The sequence below is a fragment of the Methylocystis sp. Sn-Cys genome, assembly GCF_016745395.1.
GTDB lineage: Bacteria > Pseudomonadota > Alphaproteobacteria > Rhizobiales > Beijerinckiaceae > Methylocystis > Methylocystis iwaonis.
The window spans coordinates 167,874-184,989 of the sequence record NZ_JAERVJ010000004.1 but is presented as its reverse complement, the minus strand read 5'-3'; the positions used below and the strand labels follow the sequence as shown (position 1 = coordinate 184,989).

Annotated in this window: 16 protein-coding genes; 11 read left to right on the top strand and 5 right to left on the bottom strand. The window is 64.7% G+C overall.

Annotated features, from left to right (window positions below; all coding sequences use genetic code 11):
- Positions 1-31 precede the first annotated feature (31 nt).
- Complete coding sequence (locus tag JJT62_RS10260; protein WP_202072660.1) at positions 32-664, top strand: MarC family protein; 633 nt, start codon at positions 32-34, stop codon at positions 662-664.
- Between the two features lie 117 nt (positions 665-781).
- Here JJT62_RS10260 and JJT62_RS10255 read toward each other — a convergent pair whose 3' ends face one another.
- From JJT62_RS10255 to petA, 3 genes are all read right to left on the bottom strand, one after another.
- Complete coding sequence (locus tag JJT62_RS10255) at positions 782-1,675, bottom strand: cytochrome c1 (RefSeq protein ID WP_246744818.1); 894 nt, start codon at positions 1,673-1,675, stop codon at positions 782-784.
- Entirely contained in the window at positions 1,668-2,906 is a 1,239-nt protein-coding gene (locus JJT62_RS10250) for a cytochrome b N-terminal domain-containing protein (protein ID WP_202072659.1), read from the bottom strand. The genes JJT62_RS10255 and JJT62_RS10250 overlap by 8 nt, the downstream gene beginning before the upstream one ends.
- A 63-nt stretch (positions 2,907-2,969) precedes the next feature.
- A complete protein-coding gene (gene petA / locus JJT62_RS10245) occupies positions 2,970-3,503 on the bottom strand; it encodes a ubiquinol-cytochrome c reductase iron-sulfur subunit (protein WP_202072658.1) in 534 nt (177 codons plus the stop codon).
- A 280-nt stretch (positions 3,504-3,783) separates the two neighbouring features.
- Here petA and JJT62_RS10240 point away from each other — a divergent pair, with 280 nt between their 5' ends.
- The 3 genes from JJT62_RS10240 (at position 3,784) to hemF (ending at position 6,038) form a co-directional block, all read left to right on the top strand.
- Positions 3,784-4,269: a tRNA (cytidine(34)-2'-O)-methyltransferase gene (locus tag JJT62_RS10240; protein ID WP_202072657.1), complete on the top strand. Its 486-nt coding sequence runs from the start codon at positions 3,784-3,786 to the stop codon at positions 4,267-4,269.
- Between the two features lie 105 nt (positions 4,270-4,374).
- Complete coding sequence (locus JJT62_RS10235) at positions 4,375-5,067, top strand: hypothetical protein (RefSeq protein ID WP_202072656.1); 693 nt, start codon at positions 4,375-4,377, stop codon at positions 5,065-5,067.
- Between the two features lie 59 nt (positions 5,068-5,126).
- Positions 5,127-6,038, top strand: coding sequence for an oxygen-dependent coproporphyrinogen oxidase (gene hemF, locus JJT62_RS10230; RefSeq protein WP_202072655.1), 912 nt, complete (start codon positions 5,127-5,129; stop codon positions 6,036-6,038).
- Positions 6,039-6,136: 98 nt separating this feature from the next.
- On the opposite strand, the gene JJT62_RS10225 is transcribed toward hemF, so the two are convergent.
- Positions 6,137-6,511: a GtrA family protein gene (locus JJT62_RS10225; RefSeq protein ID WP_202072654.1), complete on the bottom strand. Its 375-nt coding sequence runs from the start codon at positions 6,509-6,511 to the stop codon at positions 6,137-6,139.
- On the bottom strand, positions 6,511-6,813 hold the full coding sequence (locus JJT62_RS10220) for a cytochrome c (protein ID WP_202072653.1): 303 nt from the start codon (positions 6,811-6,813) through the stop codon (positions 6,511-6,513). Before JJT62_RS10220 ends, JJT62_RS10225 begins: the two co-directional genes overlap by 1 nt.
- Positions 6,814-7,392: 579 nt before the next feature.
- On the opposite strand from JJT62_RS10220, the gene carB reads away from it, so the two are divergent.
- The 7 genes from carB to JJT62_RS10185 all read left to right on the top strand — a co-directional run bounded on the left by carB (position 7,393) and on the right by JJT62_RS10185 (position 17,115).
- Positions 7,393-10,728 carry a carbamoyl-phosphate synthase large subunit gene (gene carB, locus JJT62_RS10215; protein ID WP_202072652.1) on the top strand — a complete coding sequence of 1,112 codons (3,336 nt, stop codon included), beginning with the start codon at positions 7,393-7,395 and terminating at the stop codon, positions 10,726-10,728.
- Positions 10,729-10,945: 217 nt separating this feature from the next.
- The gene (gene greA, locus JJT62_RS10210; RefSeq protein ID WP_202072651.1) at positions 10,946-11,425 is read left to right on the top strand and encodes a transcription elongation factor GreA; all 480 of its coding nucleotides are present in this window, start codon (positions 10,946-10,948) and stop codon (positions 11,423-11,425) included.
- Positions 11,426-11,454: 29 nt separating this feature from the next.
- Positions 11,455-12,471, top strand: a complete 1,017-nt coding sequence (locus JJT62_RS10205; protein WP_202072650.1) for a mitochondrial fission ELM1 family protein — start codon at positions 11,455-11,457, stop codon at positions 12,469-12,471.
- A 65-nt stretch (positions 12,472-12,536) separates the two neighbouring features.
- On the top strand, positions 12,537-13,502 hold the full coding sequence (gene trxB / locus JJT62_RS10200) for a thioredoxin-disulfide reductase (RefSeq protein ID WP_202072649.1): 966 nt from the start codon (positions 12,537-12,539) through the stop codon (positions 13,500-13,502).
- A 16-nt stretch (positions 13,503-13,518) separates the two neighbouring features.
- Positions 13,519-13,758: a CDGSH iron-sulfur domain-containing protein gene (locus tag JJT62_RS10195; RefSeq protein ID WP_202072648.1), complete on the top strand. Its 240-nt coding sequence runs from the start codon at positions 13,519-13,521 to the stop codon at positions 13,756-13,758.
- 619 nt (positions 13,759-14,377) lie between these two features.
- Positions 14,378-16,177: a DNA helicase RecQ gene (gene recQ / locus JJT62_RS10190; RefSeq protein ID WP_202072647.1), complete on the top strand. Its 1,800-nt coding sequence runs from the start codon at positions 14,378-14,380 to the stop codon at positions 16,175-16,177.
- A gap of 332 nt (positions 16,178-16,509) precedes the next feature.
- On the top strand, positions 16,510-17,115 hold the full coding sequence (locus tag JJT62_RS10185; RefSeq protein ID WP_202072646.1) for a glutathione S-transferase family protein: 606 nt from the start codon (positions 16,510-16,512) through the stop codon (positions 17,113-17,115).
- The last annotated feature ends 1 nt before the right edge of the window (position 17,116 follow it).

The following is a 17,116-nucleotide window of genomic DNA, read 5'->3' as shown; positions in this document are numbered from 1 at the left end:
AAAGAGAAGCCAGCAAGCGGGACGAGGATGGATGGCCGCCATCTATTGGAGCAACTTTCTAGCGGCTTTAGTGACGCTTGCGGTCGTCGTGGAGCCCGCCGGCCTCGCGCCGATCTTCCTCGCCGCGACCGCCCGGGAAACCAAAGCGGCGCGCGCGCAAATCGCTCTGCGGGCCTGTCTCTACGCCTTTCTGATCCTCACGGGCGCGGCCTTTGGCGGCGAGGCGCTGTTGCGCGCGCTGGGCGTCACCCTGCCTGCCTTCCGCATCGCCGGGGGCTTGCTGCTCTTTTCCATCGCTTCGGAAATGGTGCTGGGCGTCCGGATCGGGCGCGACGCCGCGACGGCCGCTCAGGCGATCGACGAGCGCGCGCGCCACATCGCCGCTTTCCCGCTCGCCATCCCGCTGATGGCCGGTCCCGGCGCCATTACGGCGACGCTGCTCATCGCCGGAGAAGCGCATGGCGATCCGCTCGGACTCGCAGCGCTCATCGGCGCGATCTTTACGGTGCTGGCGCTCTGCTGGGCGGTCTGCCGGCTGGCGACGAGCGTGGAGCGCCTGGTCGGCGCCTCGGTGAGCGTCGTCGTGGAAAAGCTGATCGGCGTGCTTCTCGCGTCGCTGGCGGTGCAATATGTCGTCGACGGCGCGCGAAGCCTGTTGTCGTGACTGGCGCGCGCCGTCATTGCGAGCGAAGCGAAGCAATCCAGGGCGTCATCCCGGCCCTGGATTGCTTCGTCGCTTCGCTCCTCGCAATGACGGATGCGGGGCTTAAGCCTTACGCGCTCAATGCGCCACGTTCGACCAGATCTTGCGCTTGGTGAAATAGAGAAGCACGGCGAAGACGAACAGGAAGGCGAGCACGGCCTGTCCGATGCGCTTGCGGGCGTCGAGATGCGGCTCGGCGACCCACATCATGAAGGCGGTGACGTCCTTGGCGTATTGGTCGACAGTCTGCGGCGCGCCGTCGTCATAGGTCACGGCGCCGTCCGACAGAGGCGGCGGCATGCCGATGCGGTTGCCGGGCATATAGGCGTTGTAGAATTGGCCTTCAGGGATTTGCACCCCATGCGGCGGCTCGCCATAGCCCTTGAGCAGCGAGGCGATATAGTCGACGCCATGCTCCTGATAGGAGAAGCCCGGCAGCGCGTCGAAGAGGAAGGTCGGGAAGCCGCGCCCATAGCCGCGCGCCTTGGCGAGCACCGACATATCCGGCGGATAGGCGCCCGACATCGCCGCGCGCGCCGCCTGCTCATTGGCGAAGGGCGGCGGGAAATGGTCGCTCGGCCGCGCGGGGCGATCGAAATAATCGCCCGTATCGTTCGGACCGTCCTTGACCTTGTAGGTCGCGGCGAGGTCGGCGACTTCCTTCTCGGAAAACTCCGGCCCGCCCGGCTGGCTCAGATTGCGGAAGGCCAGCATTTTGATCGAATGGCAGGTCGAGCAGACTTCCTTATAGACCTTGAAGCCGCGGCGGAGCTGCGCCTTGTCGTAGCTGCCCAGCGCGCCCGCGAAGCTCCAGCTATGGACCTCCGGCTTCTTCTCGTGATGCCCGGACTCGGCCAAGGCCGGCGAACCCGCCAGCGCGCCGGCGAGCAGGGCCGCGCCCGAAAGGAGGGACAGGAAACTGCGCTTCATCGGGGAGTCCTTGAGGGCAAAGAAGGATCGCGCGTCACGCATGGGCGGTCTTCCCCGTGGCGACGGCGGCGTCGATCGACTCCGGCACAGGCTCGGTCTTTTCGACCTTGCCGAGCCAGGGCAGGATCACGATGAAATGCAGGAAGTAGTAGAAGGAGAAGATGCGGGCGAGCCACAGATAGACGCCTTCCGCCGGCTGCGCGCCGAGATAGCCGAGCCCGACGCACACCGCGACGAAGACCCAGTAGAACTTGCGGAACAGCGGCCGGAAGCTGCCCGATTTCACCTTCGATGTGTCGAGCCAGGGCAGCGCCATGGTGATGAGGATCGACAGGAACAGCGCGATGACGCCGAGCAGCTTGTTCGGGATGGCGCGCAGGATCGCGTAGAAGGGCAGGAAATACCACTCCGGCACGATATGCGGCGGCGTCACCAGCGGATTGGCCTCGATGTAATTGTCCGGATGGCCGAGATAATTCGGTACGAAGAACATCATCCAGGCATAGAGCACGAGGAAGGCGCCGATGGCGAAGCCATCCTTCAGCGTCGCATAGGGCGTGAAGGGCACGGTGTCCTTCTCGACGTCCTTCACCTCGACGCCGGTCGGATTGTTCTGCCCCGTCACATGCAGCGCCCAGACATGCAGCGCGACGATCGCGACGATGATGAAGGGCAAGAGATAATGCAGGGCGAAGAAGCGGTTCAGCGTCGGATTATCGACCGAGTAGCCGCCCAGCAGCCAGGTGGTGATCGAGGTTCCGACGACCGGGATCGCCGAGAAGAGGTTGGTGATGACCGTCGCGGCCCAGAAGGACATTTGGCCCCAGGGCAGGACATAGCCGAGAAAGCCCGTCGCCATCATCACCATGAAGATGAGGACGCCGAGGATCCACAGCACCTCGCGCGGCTCCTTGTAGGAGCCGTAATACATGCCGCGGAAGATGTGGAGATAGACGGCGAGGAAGAACATAGAGGCGCCATTGGCGTGCGCATAACGCAGCGCCCAGCCCCAATTCACGTCGCGCATGATCTTTTCGACGGAGTCGAAAGCGAGCGTCGTCTCGCCGGTGTAGTGCATGGCGAGCACCACGCCCGTGACGATCTGCGCCACCAGCATGAAGGACAGGATGGCGCCAAAGGTCCACATGTAGTTCAGATTCTTCGGCGTCGGATAGGCGACGAAGGAGTCGTACATGAAGCTGATGATCGGCAGCCGGCGCTCCAGCCAACGGGCGAAGCCGCTTTTGGGCGTGTATTGGGAATGTCCGCTCATTGGAACTTTCTCGAATGGATCGATGGCGACGAAGGACGCGAGAAATGCGGAAAGGCGTGTGGCCTATCCGATCTTGATTTTCTTGTCGCTGACGAAAGCGTAGGGCGGCACCTCGAGATTGGAGGGCGCCGGGCCGCTGCGGATACGGCCGGAGACGTCATAGGTCGAGCCGTGGCACGGGCAGAACCAGCCGTCATATTCGCCGGCCTTGCCGGTCGGAATGCAGCCGAGATGGGTGCAGACGCCGATGACCACGAGCCATTCGGGCTTCTGGACGCGCGCGGAATCGGGCTGTGGATCGGGAAGCTCGGCGAGCGGCGTGTCCTCGGAGGTCTTGATCTCCTCCGGGGTGCGGTGACGCACGAAGACCGGCTTGCCGCGCCATTTGACGGTCACGATCTGGCCGACGGCGACGGAGGACAAATCCACTTCCGTGGAGGCCAGCGCCAGGGTTGAAGCGTCGGGGTTCATCTGCGAGATCAGCGGCCAGACCATGCCGCCGGCGGCGACCGTCGCGGCCGCGCCCGTCGCGATATAGAGAATGTCTCGACGGCTCGGCTCGGCCGGCGTATGTTCTGTGACGTTGTTGCTGCTCACGCCCTGACCTCTTCCCAATCGCTGCGAATAAAGAGCGCTCGGCTGGCAAGCGCAAGCTCCACTCGAAACAATCGTTCCACTTTTTCGCAGCTTGCGCTAGCCCGTGGCGGCGGCGCCGATGCGGCGCGCAACGGTTGAACCCCGTCCGCGCGCGGCTTATGTGGCGCCATTCCGCCATCATGTCCACAAGCGCAGGCCGGGATTTTTCGCTCTTTCCCTTCGCAGCGCACAATCGCGGCGATTTGCCGCAAAGCTTTGACTTTCCGCAGGATCGAGATTCATGCCGCCGCTCGCGCTCGCCCTTTATCAACCGGATATCCCCCAAAACGCCGGAACCATGCTGCGCATGTGCGCCTGTCTGGGCGTCGAGGCCGCGATCATCGGCCCCGCCGGCTTTCCCGTGACCGACGCCGCCTTCCGGCGGGCCGGCATGGATTATCTCGATCTCGTGACAATTCTCCGGCACGCCTCCTTCGACGCCTTCCAGGCTTGGCGCGCTGCACAAACCGCCGCAGGCCGGCGCCGGCGGCTCATTCTGCTCTCCACCCGCGCCGAGGCGCCCTACACGGCCTGCAAATATGAGTCCGGCGACATTCTCATGGTCGGCCGCGAATCGGCCGGCGTGCCAGACGACGTCTTCGCGGCGGCGGACCTCGCCGTGACGATCCCCATGAGACCCCAGGCGCGCTCTCTCAATGTGGCGGTTTCCGCGGCCATGGTCGTCGGCGAGGCGTTGCGGCAGATCGGCGGCAACCAAACCGAGTGAACAAGCGTTACCTCCCTGCGCGCCGCCGCATATCGGGCGGGGGCCTGCCGTGCTGGATTGCCGTCGACCGCCGATTTCAAGTCGTGAGCGATTAGGGAGGAAAGAGTGATTGAAGCCGGGAAAGAGCAGACTCCAAAAGTTCAGTCGACCCTGGATATTTGCGAACGCCTGCTGAAATTTCTCAACGGCGTCCTCGTGACGCTCCTTTTCGGCGCGGGCGTCGTGTTCCTCATCGTCGAATTCCCGACGCTGAAGTCGAGCTTCAACGACCTTCTCGGGCGCATCAATCAGGTACAGTCCGTCGAATTCGTCAATCTGAAGGTCGTCTTCGGCGCGCCGGACGTGCTGGGCTCTTTAGCGATCTACAAGACGCTCGAAAAAGACGATCGGGAAAAGGCGGCGACGCTGAAACTGGATTTGCGCGAGTTGCGGCCCGAATGGTTCCCGCGCCTGCTCAACGTGGGCGCCCAAACCAAGCTTTGCGATTTCGAGCGCGCGACCGACGAGATGCAGGAGTCGCGTTTCATCGACAAGCAATTGGAGCGCATGGCTTTCGTGACGCTCTCCGCTTCTCCTGAGGACAAGGCCGCCGTCCTGCGCGACATGGCGACGGCCAAGGCGGAAAAGAAGGAATGGACGATCGGCGCGCCGCGTTCCTGCTATCGGGCGACGCTGACCGGCCGCGGCTGGAACATTCGCACCGCGATCGTCGAATATCTGACCATTGGGCTGACGACCGCCGCCTCGCCGACACAAACTCCCGGCCGAGGGAGGAATTTGACGGTCGCGACCGACTGACCGACGATTTGACAAGGCGCGGCGCGCGGCGTTTCTGAGCGCTCGAAAAGGAGACGCTCATGAACGCCGCGCAAGACCAGCTCGAAGCCCGCAAAAACGCCGCGCGCGAGTGGTTCGAGGCGCTGCAATTGCGCATCTGCGCCGCTTTCGAGGCGCTGGAAGATGAGGCGACGGGCCCCTTCGCCGAGACGACCGCGCCGGGGCGCTTCCAGCTCAGCCCCTGGGAGCGGCAGAATCACGACGGGGCTCCAGGCGGCGGCGGGCGCATGGGCATGATCCATGGGCGGGTGTTCGAGAAGGCCGGAGTCCATTGCTCGACGGTCTTCGGGACATTCCAGCCGGAATTCGCCAAGCAGATTCCAGGCGCCGCCGAAGACCCGCGCTTCTATGCGACCGGCATTTCGCTCATCGCCCATCCCTGGAACCCGAACGTCCCCGCCGTGCATATGAACACGCGCTTTGTCGTGACGAGCAAAGCCTGGTTCGGCGGCGGGGCAGATCTAACGCCCGTCCTCGACGCCCGCCGCACGCAGGAAGACCCGGATTCGGTCGACTTCCACGCCGCCATGCGCGGCGCCTGCGAGCGCCACCCCATCGCCGACTACAAGCGCTTCAAGGAGTGGTGCGACGAGTATTTCTACCTCGCCCATCGCAAGGAGCCGCGCGGGATCGGCGGCATTTTCTACGATTATCTCAATAGCGCGGGCGATCCGGCCAATAACGGCTGGGACAAGGACTTCGCCTTCACCCGGGACGTCGGCGAGAGCTTCCTGGCGATCTATCCTGAGCTGGTGCGGCGCAACTTCGCCCTGCCCTGGACGCCCGAGCAGCGCGAAGAGCAGCTCATCCGGCGCGGCCGCTATGTGGAATACAATCTGCTCTATGACCGGGGCACGATTTTCGGGCTGAAGACGGGCGGCAATGTCGAGTCGATCCTGTCCTCCATGCCGCCGAGCGTGAAGTGGCCGTGACGCCCCAGACCGTCATTGCGAGCGAAGCGAAGCAATCCAGGGCAGCGGCGCGGCTCTGGATTGCTTCGTCGCTGCGCTCCTCGCAATGACGGCAGCGGTCACTCGGCGCGAAACGTCCACGCCCGGTTGAGCGCATAGGTCACGAACATCGCCAGCACCGTCGTCACGGCCTGCGCCGGCAGATAGGGCGCGCCGAGCCGCTCTACGAAGAGGCTCATGAGCAGGTAAGTCACGCAAAACCCGACAAAGGCGACCAGCCCAAAGCGCCAGCCGGCCTCGGCATGGGGGCGGTCGCTCGCGAAAGTGTGGCGGCGGTTGAGGATATAGGCCACGACCCCGCCCGCCACATAGCCGCACAGCGCCGCCGGCACCGGCGCCCAGCCGCCCGCCTCCACCAGCGCGATAAGGATCGCGTAATGAACGAGCGTCGCGCCGACGCCGACCGACGCATAGGTCGCGAGCTGGCGGACCATCAGCGCGGAAGCTGGGAATAGTAGCGGGCGAGGTCCTGCATTTCCTCGTCCGTCAGATGGCGGCTTTCGTAGCGCATCTCCTTGTGCGGGCGCCGCCCCGACTTGAAGTGCTGAAGCTGCAGGTAAAGATAGCGGTCGTGCTGCCCTGCGAGATTGGGGATCTCCACGTCATTGCCGATGCCGTCCGGCCCATGGCAGGCGGCGCATTCGGCGACGACCTTGGCGAGGTCGTATTTCGGCTCGGCGCGCGCAGGAGCGGCGAGAAGACAGAGAAGCGCGGCGCAGGCGGCGATGGACCTCATGAAAATTTTCTCCGAAGGGCTCTGCGCCGCTTATGAGCCGGAGGCGCGCGCCCGCGCAAGACCGGCAGAGTCGCGGCGTCTGGTGGACTTGAGCCAGAGGACCAGGGGCTTTTCCACAGGCTTCACGCTGAAAGACCCGTCATTGCGAGGAGCGAAGCGACGAAGCAATCCAGAGCCGAGATGACGCTCTGGGTTGCGTCGCTTCGCCCGCAATGACGGCCGCCCTCCCGGCGCCGTGCCTTGCCTGCCCCTTCACACTGGCGTCATTCTCGTCTAGACAGACCTCGACTTTCGAGCCGGGCGCGCCCGCTCGCCGCCTGCAAGACAGGCATTCGGGACGCGTGCTGGTCCAAAAGGCCGGGAACGCGGCCTTTTTTTATGCGCGCCCATCTCATGGCGCGCCGACGGGCGAAGGCTCCCTCAGCCTCAAGGAGGCCCCTTCAGGGGCCGTCCCGAAGCGGAGGAAGCCGCAAGGACGATTCCCTCCCCGTCCACATGCTTCGAGACGCCTGCGTCGCAGGCTCCTCGGAGATGAGGGCGGGGCTCGAGCGCGTTATCCGCGCGAAACAAAGAAGCGACATGCCGAAAAGAACCGACATATCGACTATCCTGATCATCGGCGCCGGGCCCATCGTTATCGGCCAGGCCTGCGAATTCGACTATTCCGGCACGCAGGCTTGCAAGGCGCTGAAAGCCGAGGGCTATCGGATCGTCCTGGTCAATTCCAATCCGGCGACGATCATGACCGACCCCGATCTGGCCGATCGCACCTATGTCGAGCCGATCACGCCGGAATTTGTCGCGAAGATCATCGAGAAGGAGCGCTACGCCATTCCGGGCGGCTTCGCCCTGCTCCCGACCATGGGCGGCCAGACGGCCCTCAATTGCGCCCTCTCCCTCGAGAAGATGGGCGTGCTCGAAAAATTCGACGTCGAGATGATCGGCGCCACGGCGCACGCCATCGACAAGGCCGAGGACCGCGAGCTCTTCCGCGAGGCCATGACCAAGATCGGCCTCGACACGCCGCGCTCGCACCACATCAAGACGCTCGCCGCGGCGCTCGAGGCGCTGGACGACATCGGCCTGCCCGCCATCATTCGCCCGTCCTTCACGCTCGGCGGCACCGGCGGCGGCATCGCCTATAACAAGGCGGAATTCATCGAGATCGTCGAGCGCGGCATCGACGCTTCGCCCACCAATGAAGTGCTGATCGAGGAAAGCGTCCTCGGTTGGAAAGAGTACGAGATGGAAGTCGTCCGCGACAAAGCGGACAATTGCATCATCGTCTGCTCGATCGAAAATATCGATCCGATGGGCGTGCATACCGGCGACTCCATCACCGTCGCCCCGGCGCTGACGCTCACCGACAAAGAATATCAGATCATGCGCGACGCCTCGCTCGCCGTGCTGCGCGAGATCGGCGTCGAGACCGGCGGCTCGAACGTGCAATTCGCGGTCGATCCGCGCACCGGCCGCATGATCGTCATCGAGATGAATCCGCGCGTGTCGCGCTCCTCGGCGCTGGCCTCGAAAGCGACGGGCTTCCCCATCGCCAAGGTCGCCGCGCGGCTCGCCGTCGGCTATACGCTCGACGAAATCGCCAATGACATCACCGGCGGCGCGACACCCGCCTCCTTCGAGCCGACGATCGATTACGTCGTCACCAAGATTCCCCGTTTCGCCTTCGAGAAATTCCCCGGCTCCGAGCCAGTCCTGACAACCGCCATGAAATCGGTGGGCGAAGCCATGGCGATCGGCCGCAATTTCGCCGAGTCGCTGCAAAAGGCGCTGCGCTCGCTGGAGACGGGTCTTTCCGGTCTCGATGAAATCGAGGTCGAGGGGCTTGGCAAGGGCGACGATATGAACGTCCTGCGCGGCGCGCTCGGCACGCCGACGCCGGATCGCCTGCTCGTCGTCGGCCAGGCGCTGCGTCTCGGCATGAGCCAGCTCGAAGTGCATGAGGCGAGCAAGATCGACCCCTGGTTCATCGCGCGCGTTGCAGAGATTGTGGCGCTCGAAGAGAAGGTGAAGAAATTCGGCCTGCCGACGGACGCCGAGAATCTGCGCAAGCTGAAATTCGCCGGCTTCTCGGATACGCGCCTTGCGACGCTCACGGGGCTCGAAGAATCAGCCGTGCGCGCGGCGCGCCATGCGCTCGACGTGCGGCCCGTCTACAAGCGCATCGACACTTGCGCGGCCGAATTCGCCTCGCCTACCGCCTATATGTATTCGACCTATGAGACGCCCTTCGCCGGCGTCCCGGCGAATGAGGCCAATCCCTCCGATCGCAAGAAGATCGTCATTCTCGGCGGCGGGCCGAACCGCATCGGCCAGGGCATCGAGTTCGACTATTGCTGCTGTCACGCCTGTTTCGCGCTGGCCGACGCCGGCTTCGAAACGATCATGATCAACTGCAATCCCGAGACGGTCTCGACCGACTACGACACCTCGGACCGCCTCTATTTCGAGCCGCTGACCAATGAGGACGTGTCGGAGATTCTCGACGTCGAGAAGTCGAACGGAACCCTGACCGGCATCATCGTCCAATATGGCGGCCAGACGCCGTTGAAGCTCGCGCACGGGCTCGAAAAAACCGGCGCGCCCATCCTTGGCACGCCCGTCGATTCGATTGATCTCGCCGAGGACCGCGACCGCTTCAAGCGCCTGCTCGACAAGCTCGGCCTCAAGCAGCCCAAGAACGGCATCGCCTATTCGGTCGAGCAGTCGCGCATCGTCGCGGGCGAGCTCGGCCTGCCGCTCGTCGTGCGTCCTTCCTATGTGCTCGGCGGCCGCGCCATGGCCATCATCCGCGACAGCGGCGCGCTGGATGATTATCTGCTCGGGACTCTGCCGAGCCTCGTGCCCTCCGAGATCAAGACGCGTTACCCCAATGACAAGACCGGGCAGATCAATATGGTGCTCGGCAAAAACCCGCTGCTCTTCGACCGCTATCTGACCGACGCGATCGAAGTCGACGTGGATTGCATTGCCGACGGCGCGCAAGCGGCTATCGCGGGCGTCATGGAGCATATCGAGGAAGCCGGCATTCACTCGGGCGATTCAGCCTGCTCGCTGCCGCCGCGCTCGCTCACGCCGGAGACCATCGCCGCGCTGGAGGAGCAGACCAAGAGCCTCGCCATGGCGCTGGGCGTCGTGGGGCTCATGAATGTGCAATATGCGCTCAAGGACGGCGAGATTTACGTCCTCGAAGTCAACCCGCGCGCCTCGCGCACCGTGCCCTTCGTCGCCAAGGTCGTCGGCGCGCCCTTCGCCAAGATCGCCGCCCGCGTGATGGCGGGCGAGAAGCTGTCGACCTTCACCCTGCCCTCCGCCCCGCCGAACCATATCGGCGTGAAGGAAGCGGTCTTCCCCTTCGCGCGCTTCCCCGGCGTCGACACGGTGCTCGGCCCGGAGATGCGCTCGACCGGCGAAGTCATCGGCCTCGACGTCTCCTTCGACGCGGCCTTTGTGAAGAGCCAGCTTGGCGGCGGCACCAAGGCGCCGCGCGGCGGCGTGCTGTTCGTCTCGGTGCGCGACGCCGACAAGCCGCGCATCCTGCCGGCCATCCGTCTGTTGACGGACATCGGCTTCAGCGTGGTCGCGACCGGCGGCACCGCCCGCTACCTGCAGGAGCAGGGCATCGCCGCGCAGAAGATCAACAAGGTCTCGGAAGGCCGGCCGCATATCGTCGACGCGATCAAGAACGGCGCGATCCAGCTTGTCTTCAACACGACGGAAGGCGCGCAGGCGCTCGCCGACTCGCGTTCCTTGCGCCGCGCGGCGCTTCTGCATAAGGTTCCCTATTATACGACTCTCGCGGGCGCGGTCGCGGCGGCGCAGGGCGTAAGGGCTTATGTGTCGGGAGATCTAGAGGCGCGGGCGCTGCAGGATTATTTCCGGCCCGCAGCCGGCTGAAGATAAGGAAGAGAGAAGGCGCGCTTCCCAAGCCGCCTTCGGGCGTTGGCGCGGCGGAATATCGCGCCAAAAGCGCTCGGAAGGCATGGCGCTGCGCCGCTTTCGCGGCAAGACTATCGGACATATGATTCGGGGTTTCCCGCGCCGGCGCATTTGGCCCGCGGGGGCGAGGACGACATTCCCCGACAATTGATCGGAAAGGCGAAGAGCGAGACCAATGGAGAAGGTGCCCATGACAGCCGCTGGCTATGCGGCGCTCGGAGAGGAATTGCGCCGTCGTCAGCAGGAAGACCGCCCGCGCATCATCCAGCAGATCGCCGAGGCCCGCGCCCACGGTGATTTGTCGGAGAACGCGGAATATCATGCGGCCAAAGAGTCGCAGTCGCTGAACGAAGGCCGCATCGCGGAGCTCGAGGATAAGCTTTCCCGCGCCGAGGTCATCGACATCTCCAAGCTCACGGGCTCCACGACGATCAAATTCGGCGCGACCGTCACGGTGGTCGACGAGGACACCGAAGAGGAGAAAGCCTATCAGATCGTCGGCGAAACCGAAGCCGACGTGAAGAGCGGCCGCGTCTCCATCTCGAGCCCGATCGCCCGCGCGCTGATCGGCAAGACCGTCGGCGACACCGTGGAAGTGAAGACCCCCGGCGGCGGCAAGAGCTATGAGATTTTGAAGGTCGCTTTCGTTTCGTAAAGGGCATAGTGGCGGGACCAGGAGAATTCGTGGCCGGCTCCGGCTCTCGCCCACACCCTCTCGCCGCAATCGGAAAACTCGAAGCAGCGTCGGCGCAGCCGACGCTCCGCATCCTCTCGGACGGCCGCGCCGGTCATGAAGCGCAGACGCTCGGCGTCGCCGAAGCGCTCGGCCTGACGCCCGACATCCGCCGCGTCGCTCTCCGCCGGCTCTATGAGCTTGTTGCGCCTTTTGGGCCGCCCGATCCTTTGGACGCGCAAGCCTTCGCGCCGCCCTACCCCGACATCGCCATCGCCGCCGGCCGGCGGACCATTCCCGCTCTGCGGCGCCTCAAGCGCTGCTCGGGCGGGCGGACCTTCACCGTCTATCTCAATGCCCCGGCCACTGGCCTGAAGACCGCGGACCTCATCGTCGCCCCGCGCCACGATAGGCTCACAGGTCCGAAAGTCATTGCGCCGATCACGCCGCCGAACCGTATCACCCCCGAGCGGCTCGCCGCGGCGCGCGCGGCGCCCGACCCGCGTATCGCCGCTTTGCCCCGCCCGCGCGTCGCCATGCTCGTCGGCAGCGCCGAGGGGCTTCTTTACGATCTCGATTTCATCGCAAGCACGCTTCTCGACGCCGGTTACGGCGTGATGGCGACCGCTTCCCGGCGCACGCCGCCAGAAATCGCCGCCGCGCTACGCCAGGCTCTCTCCGCGCCGGGGGGCTGGTTCTGGGACCGCGAAGGCGCCAATCCCTATTTTTCCATGCTGGCGAACGCCGACCGGATCGTCGTGACGGGCGACAGCGTCAATATGGTTGGAGAGGCGGCGGCGACAGGCGTTCCGGTCCATGTCCTCGAACCCTTCGTGATCCGGCGAAAAATCAAGGCCTATCTCGCCGCGCTCGAAGGCGCTGGCGCCATCCGTATCTGGCGGGGGCCTTTCGAGGATTGGACATATAAGCCAATCAATTCGACGCCGATGGTCGCGCGGCGGATCGAGAAAGACTACGCCGCTTTCCTCGCGAAGCAGCGCAGTTGCGGCGCGTCGCATAATCGCTAGATTGCCGCCCTCCCCTCTTTCCGCTGGCGGAAAGAGTGAATTGCATCGCAACCCGAGAGTCCCCCATGTCCGCCCCCAACCATGCGCGCGTCATCATCATCGGCTCAGGGCCGGCCGGCTATACGGCGGCGATCTACACGGCGCGCGCCATGTTGGAGCCCATGCTCATCGCCGGTTTCGAGCAGGGCGGCCAGCTCATGATCACGACGGAGGTCGAGAACTACCCCGGCTTCGCCGAGCCCATCCAGGGCCCCTGGCTGATGGAGCAGATGCGCCTGCAGGCCGAGCATGTCGGAACGAAGCTCGTCTCCGACCATATCGTCGAAGCCCGCCTCGACAAGCGGCCCTTCACGCTCGTCGGCGACAGCGGCGCGACCTACACCTGCGACGCGCTGATCATTTCGACGGGCGCCAAGGCGAAATGGCTGGGCATCCCCAGCGAAGAGAAATTCAAGGGCTTCGGCGTCTCGGCCTGCGCGACCTGCGATGGCTTTTTCTTCCGCGGCAAGAAGGTGATCGTCGTCGGCGGCGGCAATACGGCCGTCGAAGAGGCGCTTTACCTCTCCAACCTCGCCTCGCATGTGACCCTCGTGCATCGGCGCGACACGCTGCGCTCCGAGCGCGTGCTGCAGGAGCGGCTCCACAGGCAGGCGAATGTCACCGTGCTCTTCGATCATGTGATCGACGAGGTGGTCGGCACGGAAGGCCCGCTTTCCGTCACCGGCGCGCGCGTGAAACACTCCAAAACCGGCGAGACGCAGCTAATCGACGCCGACGGCGTCTTCATCGCCATCGGCCATGCGCCCGCCTCGGAGCTCTTCAAGGGCCAGCTCGAATTGAAGTCGTCCGGCTATATCGCCGTCGAGCCGGGCTCCACCCGCACGAATATCCCCGGGGTCTTCGCGGCTGGCGACGTGGCCGATGAAGTCTATCGGCAGGCGGTGACCGCCGCGGGGCTCGGCTGCATGGCGGCGCTGGAGACGGAGAAATTCCTGCTCGACGCTCCCGCGCTCACGACCGAAGCCGTGTAGAGATCAAGAGAGAGACATGACCGAACGCGTCGTCTTCCAGAAGAAAGCCATGCCGGTCGAGGTCGAGGCCGGCAAGACCTATTATTGGTGCGCCTGCGGACGGAGCGCCAAGCAGCCGTTCTGCGACGGCGCTCATAAGGGCACGGGGATCGAACCCCTCGCCTACAAGGCCGAAGCGACCGGCAAGGCTTTCTTCTGCGGCTGCAAGGCCACGAAGAAAGAACCGCTTTGCGACGGAACACATAAAGAGTTGTAAGCATAAATCGCGCACGCGAGCCCAAACCGGCTTGCCGTCATCCATTCGTCCGCTACCTCCGGCCGCAACCGGCGGGAGCGCGATATGCGGATCGGGCGCGACTTCAAATATATCGCACAGGCGGCGGTGATCGGTCTCATGCTGGTTGCCGCGGACGTCGCTTTCTATGAAGCGCTACGGCACATGATGCGCTGATTTTGCTCAGCCGTTTGATTACATTTCGGTTTGAACAGCTCGCGTTGGGCCTTGTCATTCCCGGCGGGCTGAAAGCCCGACCGGGAGTCCAGAGCCACAAAAGCGCTGGTTCTGCTCAGTGCCGGTCATTGCGAGCGAAGCGAAGCAATCCAGCGCGGCGATGCGGCCCTGGATTGCTTCGTCGGCTCCGCCTCCTCGCAATGACGCGGTGAGTCCCTCTGTGTCCAAACGGCGCGAGCGTCGGGAATGACGCCGACCCAATCAAGCGGATCTCGTATGATAGCTTGATCGGGAGTAAACGCTGGAGATCGCGTCCGGCGGCGCCGCTGCGTCATCGAAACCTCCCGCTTCGAAATCGCGGTCGACAATGCTGTCGAACCCGCCCCATTAGCCCCGGCCGCCTCGCCCATGCTATGCCCTCGGCATGCCTTCCCTCCCCCCGCAAGCCCGCGCGCTGCTCAAATCCGTCTTTGGCTATGACGATTTCCGTCCCGGTCAGGCGGAGATCATTGCGGCTGTGCTCGACGGCGCTCCGGTGCTCGCGGTCATGCCGACCGGCAGCGGGAAGTCCATGTGCTATCAGCTCCCGGCGATCATGGAGGAGGCGCTCACCGTCGTCGTCTCGCCGCTCATCGCGCTGATGCGGGATCAGGTGCGCCAGATGCGCGCGCTCGGCGTGGGGGTCGCGACGCTCAATTCCATGAACGGCCCGGAGGAAAACGAGGAGGCCCGCCGCGCCATGCGCGAGGGCGGGCTGCGGCTTCTCTTCGTCTCGCCCGAGCGGCTGATGATGGACGGCCTCCTCGCAGAGCTGAAGCGGGCCAAGCCCCGCCGCCTCGCCATAGACGAAGCCCATTGCGTCTCGGAATGGGGGCACGATTTCCGCCCCGAATATCGCGAGATCGGCCGCGCCGCGGAAGCGCTGGGCAATATCCAGGTCGTGGGCCTCACCGCCACCGCCGACGCCGCGACCCGCGACGACATTGCGCGCCGCCTCTTCCCCGCGCCGCCGCGCCTCTTCCTGCATAGTTTCGACCGGCCGAACATCGCGCTCAATTTCGCGTTGAAGGATCAGCCGCGCCGGCAGTTGTCGCGTTTTCTCGAACGCCACAAGGGCGAAAGCGGCATCGTTTATTGCTCGTCGCGCCAGCGCACAGAGGACCTCGCGGCCTATTTCGCCGGGCAAGGCTATGATGCGCTGCCCTATCACGCGGGGCTCGCCCAGGAGACGCGTAATCGCAATGGCGACCGCTTCCTGCGCGAGGACGGCGTCATCGCCGTCGCGACCATCGCCTTCGGCATGGGCGTCAACAAGCCGGACGTGCGCTTCGTGGCGCATGCCGACATCCCGTCGTCGGTCGAAAGTTACTATCAGGAGATCGGCCGCGCCGGGCGCGACGGCCTGCCGGCCGACACGCTGACGCTCTACGGCCTCGACGACATGGCCTTCCGTCGTCGGCAGATCGACGCGAAGGACATCGACGAGGAGCGCCGCCGCATCGAGCATGATCGCTTCTCGGCGCTCGCCATGCTCTGCGAGACGCCGCGCTGCCGCCGTCAGACGCTGCTCGCCTATTTCGCCGAGGAAGCGGGCCCCTGCGGGAGCTGCGACGTCTGTCAGGGCAAGGTCGCCGTCTTCGATGGCGTCATCCCCGCGCAAAAAGCGCTTTCGGCCGTCTATCGCACCGGCCAGCGCTTCGGCGCCACCCATATCGCTGATGTGCTGACGGGCGAGGCCACCGAGACCGTGCGCCGCCATGGCCATGACGCGATCAAGACCTTCGGCGTCGGCAAGGAACACTCCAAGACCGAATGGGCCTCGATCCTGCGCCAGCTCTTCGCCGCCGGCGCCTTGCGGACGGCGAGCGCGGAACATGGCGGCTTCGCAATGACGCCCAAAGGCGAGGATATTCTCTTCGGCCGCGAAACCATCCTGCTGCGCAGCGATCCCTTGCGGCGCCGCGAGCGGCGCGAGAAAGCAGCCGCCAATCTCGACGAGGCGACGGACCGCATCCTCTCCGCCTTAAAACGCAAGCGGCGCGAGCTCGCGCAGGAGGAAGGCGTGCCCGCTTACGTGATCTTCGCCGACCGCACGCTGATCGACATGGCCGAAAAGCGGCCTGCGACGCTCGATGAAATGCTGACGGTGCATGGCGTCGGCGAAAGAAAAGTCGCGCGCTATGGCGACGCCTTCTTGGAGGCGCTGGAGGAGGCTTTGCGGTAAACTGCGCCGAGCCCGTCATTGCGAGCGAAGCGAAGCAATCCAGGGCAGCCCATCGGCCCAGTTTGTTGACAAATCTCCGAGGCGGCCTCGTCCTTCGAGACGCGAGCTTCGCTCGCTCCTCAGGATGAGGCCTAAGTGATTGTTGCAGAAGCCCCTCATGCTGAGGAGGCTGCGCAGCAGGCGTCTCGAAGCACGAGGGGCGTCAGCCACTTTGTCAGCAGGCCCCATGGCGCTCTGGGTTGCTTCGTCGGCTGCGCCTCCTCGCAATGACGGCTCAGCGTCCCATCTGGCGCCCTGGTTGCAAAACGGCCTCAACCGAAAGGCGCGCCCAGATGAAATTTTACATGACGCCGGGCTCCTGCTCGACCGGCATCCATATTTTGCTCGAGGAAATCGGCCTCGTTTTCGAGGCCTATGTGCTCAATCTGCCGCGCGGCGATCATTTGAAGCCGGAATATCTGGCGATCAACCCCAATGGCACGATCCCGACCCTGCTGCGCGACGACGGGACCGCTTTGACGGACTTCGTCAGCATCGCGACATGGCTGGCGCAAAAATATCCGCGCCGCAGGCTTCTGCCCGACGACCCCGTATTGGCCGATGAAGCGCGCGCGATGCTGGATTTCTGCACGCGCCATATCCATGGCGAAGGCTTCCGCCGCGTCTTCACCCCCGAGCGCTACGGCCCGGACCGGGAAACCACCATCGCCGAAGGGCGCGCCATCGCCGCCTCGGCCTTCGAGGCGATCGATCGCGAGATCGCCGGCCGGGATTATGCCGCCGGGGCCTTCTCCATCGCCGACGCGGCGCTGTTCTATGTGGAGTTCTGGGCCGACAAGATCGGCATGGATCTGCCCGCCAATTGCGCCGCCCATTACGCCCGCATGAAGACCCGACCCGCCGTGCGCCAGGTGCTCGCCGAGGAGGGCTACCGCTGAG